The organism is Vibrio sp. T20, assembly GCF_007858795.1.
In the GTDB taxonomy this organism is placed as follows: domain Bacteria; phylum Pseudomonadota; class Gammaproteobacteria; order Enterobacterales; family Vibrionaceae; genus Vibrio; species Vibrio satsumensis.
This window is the reverse complement of record NZ_VFEB01000176.1, coordinates 159,708-174,356: the sequence shown is the minus strand read 5'-3', so window position 1 is coordinate 174,356 and position 14,649 is coordinate 159,708. Positions and strand designations below refer to the sequence as shown.

Genomic DNA, 14,649 nt, shown 5'->3' with positions numbered 1-14,649 from the left:
GTAAACATGATTGAAAAGGGATGTTGAAATAGAGTACGTGGAACGGGCGACTTAACTAAATTGTCTTGCTGACTAGCTAAATAAGCCGTGCAAAAACCACTGTTTATCTGGCGTTCTAAAGACCCATAGCCATCGACCGTTTTCACTGTGAGCAATAAAGTAGTCACGAATGATTTTTTCGCCATCCCACCACCCAGAAACAATACGCTCAGGGCCCTGAGATAAGGTGACGCTTTCGGTTAAGGCTTCGGGCTCTGGTAGTAAAATACTGGGCCTGAGTCGCTGTTGGTTGATGTTGGAAGCTGTCATAGTTTGTTGCGCGATATCTTGGGAAATTTGTCCCTTTTTTACCGTATTCCCCAGTGTCGGTAGTAAATATTGGTTGGCCTTCTCTGGTCTTGGGTCGTGCTGTATTTTCGGTGTTTGAATGCAGGCTTGCCCTAATTTAGCTTGCAGTAATGAGATCAAATCTAACGCGGCAAGTGTTCCTGTATTGCCATCGAAAAGATCATGGTAGGCGACTTGCGGTTCTCCATGACGAATCAAAGAGAGAGTCAGCCCTTGAACCGGTGCTGTGAGCTTTAGTGACTCTAAAGTTAGATGGGTAAGGCTTGCCCATTTTTCAGCAAGGTAATCACCTTGTGCCGAATAGAAAGAGACAGGATGATCGTCTTTATCCCTAAGATGCAGAATCAGCGTTAATTCAAACGCTACTCGGTCACGTAGCTTCAAAAAGCATTCCAGTTGATTCAACAATTTCAGCAGCGGCTTTTCGATAAATAGGATGTTTTCAATATCAAACAATAGCTCGAGATATTGCTGAAAATTCTCCGGTGGATGATAGAAATCAATCGGGTGCTTGAACTGTCCGTTAAGGCGACCAACATAATTCACCAAATCGATATCAAAGCGACGTGCGACATCTTGCAAAGGCAGTTTCAATAGGTCATCCACTAAGTTAATGCCGACGCGGTTCAGACGCTCCACTTGCTTAGTTGGCAGCTCGCTGGAACTTAATGCTTGTTGATTAACCCATGCTTTCATTTGCTCAACATTATTAGTGACTTGGTTGATGGATTGCTTGCCCAAAAGGATCGCAGAAAGTGGCGAGTAACCCGTCGCGAAGCTGAACTGGATATTGAGCGTTTCTAAATGACTTTTGAGCTCATGCCAGTAGTTATCTAGCCCATCGTAAAGTGACAGCATATTAGAAGCTTTAATCAACAAACCATTCGGTGGTAGTAAAGCCATGTCAGAAGTGACCAAATACGCCCATTGAGCGATCTCTTTGAGCTTGCTTTTTTCTAGCTCAATACTGTAAGGGTGGACGTGTAAGTTATGGCAAAGCGCCGCCGCAGACCCTAGCCCCATACCAAGTGAAATTCCCGATTGTAGAGCAGCTTGGTTAGCTTGCAGCACACGGTGATCTTTTTCATCCACGATGATAATAGGTTGCTCGTGTGACTCTTCATTAGAGTGAACTTTCTCGGAGTTAGATAGCTCAGAATTAAACAAGGTATCTAACTGCAGAGATGGAAAGTGCAGATAAAGCCACAGCATGCGCTAACCTTGCTTTGCAATAGGGAAGGCCAACACAGTATTATCTGACAGATTATGATGTGAACTGTCGATGCTGATGACTTTTTCTGTCAGTAACGGCCAATTGTGGGTCATATCGAGAATAAAGCTGCCATACGACCAACTGCCTTTTCTTTTTGTCACTTCAACCTTTAACCCCTGCGCGTGAGAAGAGAGCTTCATGCTTAAAGAAACGGGCAGGGATAATTGATTATGGCTAGTGGCTTTAAAGTGAAATTGCAGGCACTTGCCCGTTTCACTTGCGGCTTGTAGGCGTTTGGTTTGGTGGATTTCGAGATCGGCTCCCCATAACAATACAGAATGACAAGCACCACTCTTGAGGCATTGCTCGGCTGCCCATAATGCATCGAGGTCGCGTTGAGGCTCGATCACCAAGATGTTATCGAGCTCAATCCCTTGGCTGCTAAAAAACTCGGCACAGATCTTCCCTGGCGGGTTAATGAATATGGCCAGCTTCTGTGAGTTTTGCTGAGCTAAATAGGAGGTAAGCAGGCGCAGTTCGCCAATCCCTTGTTGTGATTCAACTTCAATAACGCCGTGTGTAGGAAAGCCACCATCAAGCTGTTTATCCAATTGCGGATAGCCTGTCGAAGTGGTAGTTCCTTGCGTTGTTGATTGTAGCCCTTTCCAGATTAGCTGGCGGTCTTGTAAGTTTTTTATGAGTTCATGCATAATTAAATACCTGTATATTTATACAGTATATTTAACAATGAAAAAGATGCAAAGCAAAATGATGATAATTAATGAGAGTCAGTGCTAGTTGGTTGATCTAGATACAAAAAAAGCCGCGATTAAAGCGGCTTCTTGTTATTGGTTATAATATCAACTACTTAGGTTGAGCGTCGATACATTGGCCATTAATGTCTGTCACACTTGGGTTCATTAAGTGTAGGTACAGTGGGATAATGTCCAGTGGCGTTTTCAGCTTGTTAGCATCTTCACCTGGGTACGCTTTTGCACGCATGCGTGTTTGCGTGCCGCCTGGGTTGATCGCGTTAACACGGATGTTGGTGTCTTCAAGTTCATCCGCTAAGATCTGCATCATACCTTCGGTAGCAAACTTAGAAATCGCGTAAGTGCCCCAGAATGCACGGCCAGAGTGACCAACGGTAGAAGAGGTGAATACGATACGACCCGCTTCCGCTTTCTTAAGTGCAGGTAAAAGTGCTTGAGTCATCAAGAACTCAGACTTCAGATTGATCTGCATAACATCATCAAAGGTTTCTTCATCAATTTGCTCAAACGGGCTCAGAGTACCTAAAACGCCAGCGTTATGAAGTAGACCGTCTAAACGACCGAACTGCGATTCAATGGTTTCAGCCATATCAACGTAGTTCTGTTTTGTCGCGCCTTTTAAATCCAATGGGATAATTGCAGGCTGCGGGTAACCAGCGCTTTCGATTTCATCGTAAATGAATTCTAGGTTTTTTACATTGCGGCCTAACAGAATGACAGTTGCGCCATGTTGAGCGAAGCTTAGTGCAGCTTGGCGACCAATGCCAGCACCGGCACCTGTAACCAAAATTACTTTATCTTTGAGGGCATCTGTAGAGATTGGGTAATCCACTGTGCTTATCCTTCTTTCTTTTATTATGTTCGTCATTCCATTGATGTTTAATCACACAGATAACCGCAGGAATGATGAGAAATTCTTGGTAATCGTGACAAGATGGTTACAATACACTAATTCATACAATAGGGGATATGACATTGGAATTTTTGTTGGACTACGGCCTGTTTTTAGCCAAGATTGCGACCGTTGTAATCGCCATCATCGCAATTTTAGTGATTGCTAAATCTGTGGGTGGGAAATCAAGCGCGATTAAAGGTGAGCTGGAAATCACGAACCTATCTGAACACCATAAACAGACGATTGAACAATTAGAGCACCATCTACACGACGATGCTTTCATCAAAGCCCGTGATAAAGCAGAAAAGAAAGCAGAAAAAGAGAAAGTAAAATCACGCGGTAAAGAAGTGAAGAAAGCAGTGAAAGAGGGTGAGCTTGATAGCAAGCGTGAACCACACCTGTTCGTTCTTGATTTTAACGGCAGCATTGATGCAAAAGAAGTAGCTTCATTACGTGAAGAGGTAACAGCGGTTCTGGCTGTGGCTCGTGAAGGCGATGAAGTCTTGCTGAAACTTGAATCTGGCGGTGGCATGGTTCACGGCTATGGCTTGGCGTCTTCTCAACTTGATCGTATCAAAGCAGCAGGTTTGCCTCTGACTATCTCGGTAGACAAAGTAGCAGCAAGTGGCGGTTATATGATGGCATGTATCGCAGACAAAATCGTATCTGCACCTTTTGCTGTTGTTGGCTCTATTGGCGTTATCGCTCAATTGCCAAACTTCAATAAACTGCTGAAGAAACACGATATCGAGTTCGAACAGCTAACGGCAGGTGAGTACAAACGTACATTAACCATGTTTGGTGAGAACAGCGATAAAGCTCGTGAGAAATTCAAAGAAGAGTTAGAAGAGACACATGGTCTATTCAAAGATTTCATTCGTGACCATCGTCCTGCGTTAGATCTTGAAAAAGTAGCAACTGGCGAACACTGGTTTGGCACGCAAGCACATGAACTTGGGCTGGTGGATGAGATCTGCACTTCTGATGATTTAGTCGTAGCGGCATGTAAGAACAAAACGGTTCTAGCGATTCACTACGTACAGAAGAAAAAGCTTTCAGACAAACTAGCGGGCGTGGCAGGCAAATCTGCAGACAGCGTGCTGATGAAACTGATTGAACGCGGCCAAAAGCCAATTGTTTAAGTTTATTCAGTTTTAGCTCTAGCTCTAGCTCTAGCTTTAGTGGCTCACGTCTATTTAAAGACGTTTGAGCCTTAAAAAGAAAGCGCATAAGTCATCAGACTTATGCGCTTTTTTATTGCTCCACTTCCGAGCGGGTTGACCACTATGGTGTAGGGGGAGCGGAGTTTCATTGCCATCACCGATGAACTGCGATGGGTATTAAATCTTGGCTCCATAGTCATTACGTTTTGGACAAGTCGTCAGAATCTCTCTATGACCCGTATCTTTGAGCTCTTCCAAAATTACATCAAAGCCCCACAAGCGATAGAGATGCTTCATCACTTCGTCGTAGCCTTTATCAAGCGGGATACGGTCATGAGGCACATACTGCAGCGTCATTGATCGGTCACCACGAACATCGACGTTAAACACCTGAATGTTTGGTTCAAGGTTACTTAGGTTGTATTGCGCCGCAAGCTTCTCACGAATCAGGCGATAGCCCGGGTCATCATGTATAGCACTTACTTCAATGGTGTTTTTTCGGTCATCATCAAGCACTGAAAACAGCTTAAAGTCACGAATGATCTTTGGAGAAAGATATTGGCTAATAAAGCTTTCATCTTTGAAATTGTGCATTGCAAAGTGCACTGCTTCTAACCAATCACTTCCTGCCAGCTCTGGGAACCACTCTCGGTCTTCATCTGTTGGCTCTTCACAAATGCGTCGAATGTCTCTAAACATCGCGAAGCCAAGTGCGTAAGGGTTTATTCCGCTAAAGTAAGGGCTGTTGTAAGCAGGTTGCGCGACTACACTGGTATGGCTGTGCAGGAACTCTAAGATGAACTTATCACTTACCAAGCCTTCATCATAAAGATGGTTAAGAATGGTGTAATGCCAGAAGGTTGCCCAGCCTTCGTTCATGACTTGAGTTTGTTTCTGAGGGTAGAAGTACTGGCTTACCTTGCGAACGATACGAACACACTCACGCTGCCAAGGTTCAAGCAGTGGTGCGTTCTTCTCGATAAAGTAAAGAATGTTCTCTTGAGGCTCGCTAGGAAAGCGGATTTTGGTCTCTTTTTCCTTGTCTTGATTTTTAGGCACAGTTCTCCACAGCTCATTGACTTGAGATTGTAGGTAAGCCTCTCGCTCTTCCTGCCTTGCGGTTTCTTCAGCAATGGAAATCTTCTCAGGACGTTTGTATCGGTCTACGCCGTAATTCATTAATGCATGGCAAGAATCAAGGAGCTGCTCAACCTCAGCGACGCCATATTTCTCTTCACAACCACTGATATACTTCTTAGCGAACAGCAAGTAATCGATGATGGAACCGGCGTCTGTCCAGGTTTGAAACAGGTAGTTGCCTTTAAAGAAAGAGTTGTGGCCATAACAAGCGTGAGCCATTACCAGCGCCTGCATGGTGACCGTGTTCTCTTCCATTAAGTAAGCGATACACGGATCTGAGTTGATCACGATTTCGTACGCTAAGCCCATTTGGCCGTGTTTGTAGTTTTGCTCGGTTTGGATGAATTTCTTACCAAAAGACCAGTGGTTGTAATTGATAGGCATACCAATGCTTGAGTATGCATCCATCATCTGCTCTGAAGTAATCACTTCAATTTGGTTCGGATAAGTATCTAAACGGTAATGCTGCGCCACACGCTTAATTTCGACGTGATATTTCTCCAATAGGTTGAACGTCCAATCTGGACCATCAGGCAGCATCTTGTCGTTTTTCTTCTGTGTAGCCTTGTCTCTATCGGCAATGTTTGATTTCTCTGCAACGTTTGATTTCGCTGTCATGGTAAGCCCCCTTACGCTGTCTCTTTCTGGAACAGTTCTCTAAACACAGGAAAAATATCATCCACCGTCTTAATGTTTTTCATTGCGAAGTTGTCGAAGCTACTCTCGAGTTTTTCGTATTCGTGCCAAAGCGTTTGATGAGAGCGGCGTGTTATTTCGATGTAAGAGTAATATTGGCAAGTTGGCAGAAGCGTATTCACCAGCAGCTCTTTACAACGAGGAGAGTCATCAGCCCAGTTATCTCCATCAGAAGCTTGTGCCGCATAGATGTTCCACTCACCTGCAGGGTAACGGTCTGCGACAATCTCTTTCATTAATTTCAATGCACTAGAAACGATGGTGCCACCGGTTTCTTGGGAGTAGAAAAACTCATGCTCGTCGACTTCTTTGGCTTGAGTATGGTGACGAATAAACACAACATCGACGTTTTCGTAGGTGCGGTTTAGGAACAGGTAAAGCAGCACGTAGAAGCGTTTTGCGATGTCTTTGGTAGCTTGGTCCATTGAGCCGGACACATCCATCAAGCAGAACATTACTGCTTGGCTAGATGGAATAGGGCGCTTCTCATAGTTTTTAAAACGTAAGTCGAAGGTATCAATGAATGGCACGTTTTCAATTTTTTTGCGTAGCTCGGCAATCTCTTCTTTTAAGCGACTTTCTTCGAAGGGTTGTGCCGGTTCCGTCATTTTAACTTGGTCAAGTTGCTCCATCAGTAGGTTAAGCTCGCGCTTTTTACCTGCTGTCATCGCGGTTCTACGAGCTAGAGATTGCTGCAGTGAACGAACAATAGCTATGTTGGATGGAATCCCCGCACTTTGGTAACCAGAGCGGTGGGTTTTCCATTCGGTGATTTTGTTGACCTGATTTTTCTCTAGATTAGGCAGAGCTAAATCTTCAAAGAGAATATCAAGATACTCATCTTTTGAAATTTGGAAGGTAAATTCATCTTGGCCTTCGCCATCAGGGCTTGCATCGCCTTGGCCAGAACCACCACCTTGACCGCCACCTTTAGGGCGCTCAATTTTGTCGCCAGTGATGAACTGATCATTACCAGGGTGAACACGTTCTCTTACGCCGCCTTGACCTTGGTGAAAGCTTGGCTCTTTGATGTCTTTATGAGGAATAGTAACGTCTTCACCAGTTTCAGTATTGGTGATTGAGCGTCGGTTGACTGCATCGGCCACAGATTCTTTGATTTGCTCTTTATGGCGTCGTAAGAATCGCTGTCTATTTACAGCACTCTTATTCTTGCCATTGAGCCTCCGATCGATAAATTGTGCCATAAGAACTCCCTCTCAGCTGATGTCACGATCCTACTTTTTATTAGTGTATAAGAGTTATTAGGATATAAGAGTTATTGGTTTGTACGAGCTGCTCACGTGAGCAGCTCAATACAGTTTGGTTTATGAGGATTTACGAACTCTTAGATACCACTCAGATAGCAGTCTAACTTGTTTCTCGGTGTAGCCTTTTTCCATCATACGAGCAACGAAGTCGTCGTGTTTTTTCTGATCATCCGTTGAGGTCTTAGCATTGAACGAAATAACAGGAAGCAGCTCTTCTGTGTTAGAGAACATTTTCTTCTCAATCACAGTGCGCAGTTTCTCGTAGCTTGTCCAAACTGGATTTTGACCGTTATTGTTTGCTTTGGCACGAAGCACAAAGTTCACAATCTCATTTCGGAAGTCTTTAGGGTTACTGATACCTGCTGTTTTCTCGATTTTCTCGAGTTCACCATTTAGAGAAGCACGGTCAAATAGCTGGCCTGTTTCTGGATCGCGGTACTCTTGGTCTTGAATCCAGAAATCAGCATAGGTTACGTAACGGTCGAAGATATTCTGTCCGTACTCAGAGTAAGACTCTAGGTAAGCGGTCTGAATCTCTTTACCAATGAACTCTACGTAGCGTGGCACTAGGTATCCTTTCAAGAACTCTAGGTACTTCTCAGCGGTCTCTTGAGGGAATTGCTCTCGTTCGATTTGCTGCTCAATCACGTAGAAAAGATGCACTGGGTTTGCGGCCACTTCGGCTTGGTCGAAGTTGAATACTCGAGACAGAATCTTAAAGGCGAAACGCGTTGATAGCCCAGACATTCCTTCGTCAACACCAGCATAATCTCGGTACTCTTGGTAGCTCTTCGCTTTTGGATCGGTGTCTTTTAGAGTCTCACCATCGTAAACCCGCATTTTTGAGAACAGAGACGAGTTTTCAGGCTCTTTCAGTCTAGATAAGATACTGAATTGCGATAGCAGATCGAGTGTGCTTGGCGAACAAGGGGCTTTGGATAGCTCACTGTGCTCAAGCAGTTTTTGGTAGATCTTAACTTCTTCAGAGACGCGCAGACAGTAAGGGACTTTTACAATGTACACACGGTCGAGGAAGGCTTCGTTGTTTTTGTTGTTACGGAAGGTCTGCCACTCGGATTCGTTCGAGTGAGCCAGAATCATGCCGTCAAATGGCAGTGCAGAAAGCCCTTCGGTACCGTTGAAGTTACCTTCTTGTGTGGCCGTTAGTAGTGGGTGTAATACCTTGATTGGCGCTTTAAACATCTCCACGAATTCCATAACACCTTGGTTAGCTTTACATAGCGCACCAGAGTAGCTGTAGGCATCAGGATCATCTTGAGAGAAGTGCTCAAGTTTACGAATATCTACTTTACCAACAAGAGATGAGATATCTTGGTTGTTTTCATCACCAGGCTCTGTTTTCGCGATCGCAACTTGATCGAGGATAGAAGGGCGCAGTTTGATGACTTTGAATTTGGAAATATCACCGCCAAAATCGTGCAGTCGTTTCGCTGCCCACGGAGACATAATTGAGCGAAGATAGCGTTTCTCAATACCGTATTCGTTCTTCAATAAGTCGCCGTCTTCGTTTACATCGAATAGACAAAATGGGTGATCGTTTACTGGGCTTCGTTCGCCGTCAGCAGACAATACATAGATTGGTAATTTCTGCATCAGGGCTTTGAGTTTTTCAGCAAGAGATGATTTACCACCGCCCACAGGGCCAAGTAAGTAAAGGATTTGTTTACGTTCTTCTAAACCTTGCGCAGCATGTTTTAAGTAAGAAACAATCTGTTCAATCGCATCTTCCATACCGTAGAAATCTTTAAATTCGCTGTAGCGTGAGATGACACGGTTAGAGAAAATACGACTTAGTTGAGGGTCTTGAGCAGTGTCAATGACCTCCGGTTCGCCAATGGCTAGTAGTAAGCGCTCGGCAGCATTCGCGTAAGCACTTTTATCGTCTTTACACAGCGCTAAGAACTCTTGCAATGTCAGCTCTTCTTCCTTGGCTGCTTCATAACGTGATTGATAGTGGTCAAAAATACTCATAGTCACATTCCCCTTGTTAACCAGTTAAAACTGACGAGCGATTGAAAAATAGGCTCTCCCTACATTTTAAGGTTAGACCCGCTTCCACAATTTTGCTTAACAATTATGTATTTATTTACAATTTTGCGTGTGAAAAACGTAGCGAGCGCAATAGGCAACTTGAGGCGTGTAGAATCAAATTATTTTACATTCGAGCAGATCTAGCCGTTTGTTTTGTGATTTTAGGTCGCTTAATAATTCTCACACTGGATTTATGTGTATTAGATGTATAACTGAGCTCTATTGATTATTTGGTACGAAGTGCCATATAATGCGCGGCGTTATCAGAAATCGCTTAAAAAATAGGTAGAAACAGTGAAGAGTCTTTGGTTAAAAATCGCCATTGTTGGAACAACAATGTTCATGGCGACCGCTACGCACGCAAAAATATCACAATGGTCATTGGGTGTGGCTGCTTCTTATTCTCCTGCGGTGTACAAAGACACGCCGTCAAATCGCGCAGTCATTCCTATGATTGGTTACGAAGGCGAACACTTTTTCATGCGTGGATTTAGCGCAGGCTATCGTTTGTTACCAGCCGGCTCACCTCAGAATATTGTGTTTCGAGCGGTTTATGATCCAAGAACATTAAAGCCAGGTGATTCAGACAATGTGGACATTCAAAAACTAGATGAACGTAAAGCTTCGGTATTAGGTGGCGTTAGCTATCAAGTGATTACGCTGGTGGGTATGTTTGAAGCAACAGCGGGCTCCGACTTAGGTTTTAGGCATAACGGTATTTACGCTGAAGCGGCTTGGCGCCTACCTATTCGCCGCAATGGCTGGGCGCTTACGCCTTCGATTGGTTACGCTTACAACAGTGAACGCTTGAATAACCACTTGTACGGTGTGAGTTCAGCGGAAGCTGCAAGAACGAATCTAAACGAATTCGATGCTGACTGGGATGGCCAATACTTTATTGGTTTAGGTGGTTACTTACATGTAACGCCGAATGTTCGAGTAACTGGTGGCGTTCGTTACACCAACCTAGAGGGCGATATCGAGAACAGTCCAATCTTAGAAAGCGGCATTAATATGGCGGCAAACGTCGGTGTTGCTTACGTTTTCTAGTTAAAAAGAAGAAAACATAAAAGGGTTACTCGTGATGAGTAGCCCTTTTATTTATGCGAAGTACAGAGCGGTTAACGTCAAGACACCAAAAATCGTAATTACGATGATCTGTTCAACGACTGTAAAACTTTTCTACTTAATACCTTAGAAAGTGAAACCGGCTTGTAGGCCAAAAGTCTCCTCATTGATTAGGCTTATGCTACCGGAGTTGAAGTCGTAGAAATCGAAACCAACACGAGCCATAAACTTCGAGTTACCAAACATTGGTTGTATAGACTTAAACTCAGCACCGATGCCGTAAGTTGCGCCCCATTCGCTATTTGAATGTTTATTATTCACTGACCAATCTTTGTTAGTAATTGTTGATTTAACATTTACGTTTGAGTAAGCAAGACCAACTTTTCCGTAGATAGCAAAAGACTCATCGAAGCTATATTTATACATTGGAGCTAAAGACATTTTGAAGTGTTTGAAATTGTCTTTGTACTTAGTTAGGTCACCGTGTACATCCGATGTAACCATTTTGCTGTCGGAATCTATGTAATTCATTGTTGATTCAATATGAAAATGGGTATCAAGAATTTGTGAGCCAGCAGTGAATTGTAGACCTCCGTCATCTCGGTTAATGCCAACGCCCCCAAGTACGTACATGTCGTTAGCTGCGAAAGATGAAGTCGACAGAATAGCTAGTGATGCAAGGATGAATTTTCTCATTTTTATCGCTCTGGTTAATAAATTTCGGTGAGCATTCTAGCGATTTCTTTCAAATAAAAAACACCGTTCAAAATGGGTGTGGCGATTTTTAATTTGTATTAAAAGCTCCAAAGTAAAATTAATAAAGATGAATGATCTAATGGGTTATAGATCCTTGATTTACGTTTGTTGGTCAATGGACGGTATCAGAGAAATTAATGGGAAACGGTTCAATGTTTAATATCTTATCGTCATGTTTTATTCCAATTTTCTGTACGTAAAGCCCACTTCATATCCATATCGTTTCATTATTCCCGTTTTTTGTTGGTGATCACTCACTAGCTCTAGGCGTAGATAACATAATGACGTGCCCTTAGGTACAAACAAGCCCACTTATCAAAGTGGACTCTCTACATGCGGCGTCAAATACTCGATTAACTGATGGAATCATTTGTGTTTCTAGTTGCTTGTTTTCTTTCTTTATACGCAGACATTGAAAAGGGTTACTCGTGATGAGTAACCCTTTTTGAAATTTTTTAAGCCAAGCTAAGGCTTATCTTTTCATGCATTAAGCACTAAAGATTTGAGATAGCTCTGTCGCACATAGGTGGTACTGGCGAGGGCAGTTGCGCCATGTTGTTAACATGCGACGGTACTTCTCTAGCATTGGCATTTGGCTATTGAAGTGGTGATCGGCTTTGTCGAATTGAGGGTAAAGGCCTTCAGAATCAACAAGGAAACGCACGTAGTGTACGACCTGTGCTTCAGAAGCGATATCAAAACCTAAGAACTGCAGACGACGTTGGTCTACTTCAGCACGCTCTTGCTCTGCAAGCATTTTGTTTGACTCTTGCATAGCATGGTACATCTCCATGATGTCGATAATTTCGCGACACTCTGCTTCAGTCAAACAACCAAACTCTTTGTTAAGCTCACGCATTTGGAGTTCGTAACCTCGTTCTACAATCGTTTGTAGACGTTGGTATTTAGCTGAGTTCTCAGGATCCATTTGAGACATTAGGTAGTATTGATTTGATAGAATTAGACGCTGAGCATTGGTCATTTCCATGGGAGGAGCCTCACTAAAAAACTAAATGTTGTATTCTTTGTTGCAGTAAGAGTAACAGCATTTCTACGAGTGGAAACATGATCTCAACACGGATTTAATATGATTTTTTGAATTGATAAACAAAAGTTGTAAAGAAAAGTGAAAGGATTGTTTGGGCCATAAAAGAAAACGCCCCAATCGAAATTGAGGCGTTTGAAATCACTATGAACGTAAGTCTAGATTAGTATTTTACGTTTGAATGGTACTGGCTTAGAACAGCAACAATCTCGTCCATTTTCTCTTTGCTCGGTGGGTTTGTACCTTCAAGAGGGTAGTCAAAACCAAGCGCTTCCCACTTATGTGCACCAAGCTTATGGTATGGAAGCAGTTCTACTTTCTCGATGTTATTCATGTCTTTGATGAATTCACCTAGCAGATGAGCATCTTCAGCCGTATCCGTGTAACCAGGGACAATTACATAACGAATCCACGTCTTCTTACCGATTTTGTGTAGGTAGCGTGCAAAATCCAGAGTACGTCTGTTTGATACACCAATGAAATCGTGGTGAATCTCATCTCGCATGTGCTTAAGATCAAGCATCACTAGATCAGAGGCTTCTAGTACTTCATCAACCACTTCAGTGTGCTTACGAATGTAGCCATTAGTATCAAGACAAGTGTGAATGCCTTCGGCTTGAGCTGCGCGGAAAAAATCACGAACAAACTCAGGTTGTAGCATCGCTTCACCACCAGAACAGGTGATACCACCGCCTGATGCTTTCATGAAATGACGGTATGATTTTGCTTCGTTGATGATCTCTTCGACCGTTACTTCCTTTCCGTCATGAAGATCCCATGTATCACGGTTATGACAGTACATACAACGCATTAAGCAGCCTTGAAGAAACACAATAAAGCGGATACCAGGGCCATCGACAGTACCACAAGATTCGAATGAGTGAATGCGACCAGTTGTAGACATGAGCTATTCTCGTAGAGGAATTTATACCGTTTATTTTATTACAAAAACGGTACATAAAATAGGGTCAAATGGTAACGAGACCTTTAAAAATAAAGGCAATCACCTGTGAAGATGATTGCCTTTATTAAACTTGAAAAGTAAAGGGCGACAGCCCTTACTGGTGGCTAGAAGAAAGCAAACATTGTGATACCGCCAGTGGTGTACACTGACTCTTTTGCTTCTTTGTAATCCGGTGTTTTTGCTGTTAATGCGAAAGAGGCACCAACGTATTGGTTATACCAAGCGACACCAAGCACAGCAGTCGCTTGAATGTTCTCTAAAGTCACATCGTAGATAGCTGGGTCTTCGTTGTTTTTATTAGCGTACTCATCAACACCTGAGCGATCGCCTTCGATAGTCAGGTCGTTGAATCGGTAGCGACCTTCAAGGCCTGCATAGGTAAACCAACCTGTGTTTGATGCGCCGATCATGCCAGGTTTGAATGGGTTTTCTGTGGTGATGTTAGCTGCACCAAAGTTACCACCCAAGTCCGTACCCCAGCGGAACATAAAACCAGTCGAGATATCACTTCTAAAGTTACCGACGTTGATTTCAGAAACGTTAGAGATTTCGTAGTCAGTATTCGCTAAAGCTTGATTACGCATTAGGTTGAAATGGCTTAAATAACCAACGCTCCCCGCCCACTCATCATCAACTTGGTATTCCCAACCCATAGGTTCATCCGATTTAGTGATCGAGTGAACTAGCTTCTGAGCGTCTTCTGAAAGTGCACGCTCACCAGTCGTACCAAACGTTATGTTAAAGCGCTGGGCTTGTTGTGGATTCAAGCTGATGTAGTTGAATTCAGTGTGAAGGTAACCGGCATATGGGCGGTCATTGGCTGATGGCGTTTCTAACTCTATGTCAGAAGGGGTATACATTTTGTGGCCAATGGTGATTTCCCATTTGTCTAGAGAGCTTGCGCCCCAGTAGGAAAGACTCAATGGTTTTACCCAATTATATGGCGTAATACTTGATGATGTGTAACCCAGAAATAAGCCGTTGGTATAGTCTTGGTCGACACCAAAAATACCATCGTTATCTAAAGCAAAAGTGACTGTAGAACGATCAGATGCCAAAGATGAAAAGGAGAGGAGAATCAGGGGTAAACAACGCAGGTATTTCATGGAGCAGTTACTCTTAAATTATGAACCGCGATATTACCGTAATTTGAGTGATTTTGTGGAAAAAAAGTGAATGATAGGGTGCTTTTTTGCTCAACCTAACATTTCGCGGGATGGGTGAGTTCAGTGTGATTTACCGCAGATATAAAAAAGCCCCGCACATTG

The 14,649-nt window shown here is 43.3% G+C and carries 12 protein-coding genes; 2 read left to right on the top strand and 10 right to left on the bottom strand.

The window, feature by feature from the left end; translation table 11 throughout:
• Window positions 1-72 precede the first annotated feature (72 nt).
• The 3 genes from FTW16_RS19605 to FTW16_RS19595 all read right to left on the bottom strand — a co-directional run bounded on the left by FTW16_RS19605 (window position 73) and on the right by FTW16_RS19595 (window position 3,166).
• Window positions 73-1,560: a Y-family DNA polymerase gene (locus FTW16_RS19605; RefSeq protein ID WP_146492211.1), complete on the bottom strand. Its 1,488-nt coding sequence runs from the start codon at window positions 1,558-1,560 to the stop codon at window positions 73-75.
• A gap of 3 nt (window positions 1,561-1,563) precedes the next feature.
• A complete protein-coding gene (gene imuA / locus FTW16_RS19600) occupies window positions 1,564-2,271 on the bottom strand; it encodes a translesion DNA synthesis-associated protein ImuA (protein WP_146492210.1) in 708 nt (235 codons plus the stop codon).
• 154 nt (window positions 2,272-2,425) lie between these two features.
• Entirely contained in the window at window positions 2,426-3,166 is a 741-nt protein-coding gene (locus tag FTW16_RS19595) for a YciK family oxidoreductase (protein WP_146492209.1), read from the bottom strand.
• A gap of 137 nt (window positions 3,167-3,303) precedes the next feature.
• Between FTW16_RS19595 and sohB the strand changes: the two genes are divergently transcribed.
• Window positions 3,304-4,371: a protease SohB gene (sohB, locus tag FTW16_RS19590; protein WP_186728094.1), complete on the top strand. Its 1,068-nt coding sequence runs from the start codon at window positions 3,304-3,306 to the stop codon at window positions 4,369-4,371.
• A gap of 198 nt (window positions 4,372-4,569) precedes the next feature.
• Here the strand turns inward: sohB and FTW16_RS19585 are convergent, their stop codons facing one another.
• The 3 genes from FTW16_RS19585 to FTW16_RS19575 form a co-directional block, all read right to left on the bottom strand.
• Complete coding sequence (locus FTW16_RS19585; protein ID WP_146492208.1) at window positions 4,570-6,150, bottom strand: SpoVR family protein; 1,581 nt, start codon at window positions 6,148-6,150, stop codon at window positions 4,570-4,572.
• An 11-nt stretch (window positions 6,151-6,161) separates the two neighbouring features.
• On the bottom strand, window positions 6,162-7,433 hold the full coding sequence (locus FTW16_RS19580) for a YeaH/YhbH family protein (RefSeq protein ID WP_146492207.1): 1,272 nt from the start codon (window positions 7,431-7,433) through the stop codon (window positions 6,162-6,164).
• 120 nt (window positions 7,434-7,553) lie between these two features.
• Window positions 7,554-9,488, bottom strand: coding sequence for a PrkA family serine protein kinase (locus FTW16_RS19575; protein WP_065676845.1), 1,935 nt, complete (start codon window positions 9,486-9,488; stop codon window positions 7,554-7,556).
• Window positions 9,489-9,884: 396 nt separating this feature from the next.
• Here FTW16_RS19575 and FTW16_RS19570 point away from each other — a divergent pair, with 396 nt between their 5' ends.
• Entirely contained in the window at window positions 9,885-10,598 is a 714-nt protein-coding gene (locus FTW16_RS19570) for a MipA/OmpV family protein (protein ID WP_086738365.1), read from the top strand.
• 144 nt (window positions 10,599-10,742) lie between these two features.
• On the opposite strand, the gene FTW16_RS19565 is transcribed toward FTW16_RS19570, so the two are convergent.
• The 4 genes from FTW16_RS19565 to FTW16_RS19550 all read right to left on the bottom strand — a co-directional run bounded on the left by FTW16_RS19565 (window position 10,743) and on the right by FTW16_RS19550 (window position 14,487).
• Window positions 10,743-11,312 carry an outer membrane beta-barrel protein gene (locus FTW16_RS19565; RefSeq protein WP_065676847.1) on the bottom strand — a complete coding sequence of 190 codons (570 nt, stop codon included), beginning with the start codon at window positions 11,310-11,312 and terminating at the stop codon, window positions 10,743-10,745.
• 547 nt (window positions 11,313-11,859) lie between these two features.
• A complete protein-coding gene (locus FTW16_RS19560; protein ID WP_146492206.1) occupies window positions 11,860-12,360 on the bottom strand; it encodes a YfbU family protein in 501 nt (166 codons plus the stop codon).
• A gap of 220 nt (window positions 12,361-12,580) precedes the next feature.
• Window positions 12,581-13,321 carry a pyruvate formate lyase 1-activating protein gene (gene pflA, locus FTW16_RS19555; RefSeq protein WP_146492205.1) on the bottom strand — a complete coding sequence of 247 codons (741 nt, stop codon included), beginning with the start codon at window positions 13,319-13,321 and terminating at the stop codon, window positions 12,581-12,583.
• Between the two features lie 164 nt (window positions 13,322-13,485).
• Window positions 13,486-14,487 carry a lipid A deacylase LpxR family protein gene (locus FTW16_RS19550; RefSeq protein WP_146492204.1) on the bottom strand — a complete coding sequence of 334 codons (1,002 nt, stop codon included), beginning with the start codon at window positions 14,485-14,487 and terminating at the stop codon, window positions 13,486-13,488.
• Window positions 14,488-14,649: the final 162 nt, after the last annotated feature.

What these genes read in the sequence shown, in the direction of transcription:
- FTW16_RS19605 (WP_146492211.1), bottom strand. Translation starts at nt 1,560, where the DNA reads ATGCTGTGGCTTTATCTGCACTTTCCATCTCTGCAGTTAGATACCTTG.
- imuA (WP_146492210.1), bottom strand. Translation starts at nt 2,271, where the DNA reads ATGCATGAACTCATAAAAAACTTACAAGACCGCCAGCTAATCTGGAAA.
- sohB (WP_186728094.1), top strand. Translation starts at nt 3,304, where the DNA reads ATGACATTGGAATTTTTGTTGGACTACGGCCTGTTTTTAGCCAAGATT.
- FTW16_RS19585 (WP_146492208.1), bottom strand. Translation starts at nt 6,150, where the DNA reads ATGACAGCGAAATCAAACGTTGCAGAGAAATCAAACATTGCCGATAGA.
- FTW16_RS19580 (WP_146492207.1), bottom strand. Translation starts at nt 7,433, where the DNA reads ATGGCACAATTTATCGATCGGAGGCTCAATGGCAAGAATAAGAGTGCT.
- FTW16_RS19575 (WP_065676845.1), bottom strand. Translation starts at nt 9,488, where the DNA reads ATGAGTATTTTTGACCACTATCAATCACGTTATGAAGCAGCCAAGGAA.
- FTW16_RS19570 (WP_086738365.1), top strand. Translation starts at nt 9,885, where the DNA reads ATGTTCATGGCGACCGCTACGCACGCAAAAATATCACAATGGTCATTG.
- FTW16_RS19565 (WP_065676847.1), bottom strand. Translation starts at nt 11,312, where the DNA reads ATGAGAAAATTCATCCTTGCATCACTAGCTATTCTGTCGACTTCATCT.
- FTW16_RS19560 (WP_146492206.1), bottom strand. Translation starts at nt 12,360, where the DNA reads ATGGAAATGACCAATGCTCAGCGTCTAATTCTATCAAATCAATACTAC.
- pflA (WP_146492205.1), bottom strand. Translation starts at nt 13,321, where the DNA reads ATGTCTACAACTGGTCGCATTCACTCATTCGAATCTTGTGGTACTGTC.
- FTW16_RS19550 (WP_146492204.1), bottom strand. Translation starts at nt 14,487, where the DNA reads ATGAAATACCTGCGTTGTTTACCCCTGATTCTCCTCTCCTTTTCATCT.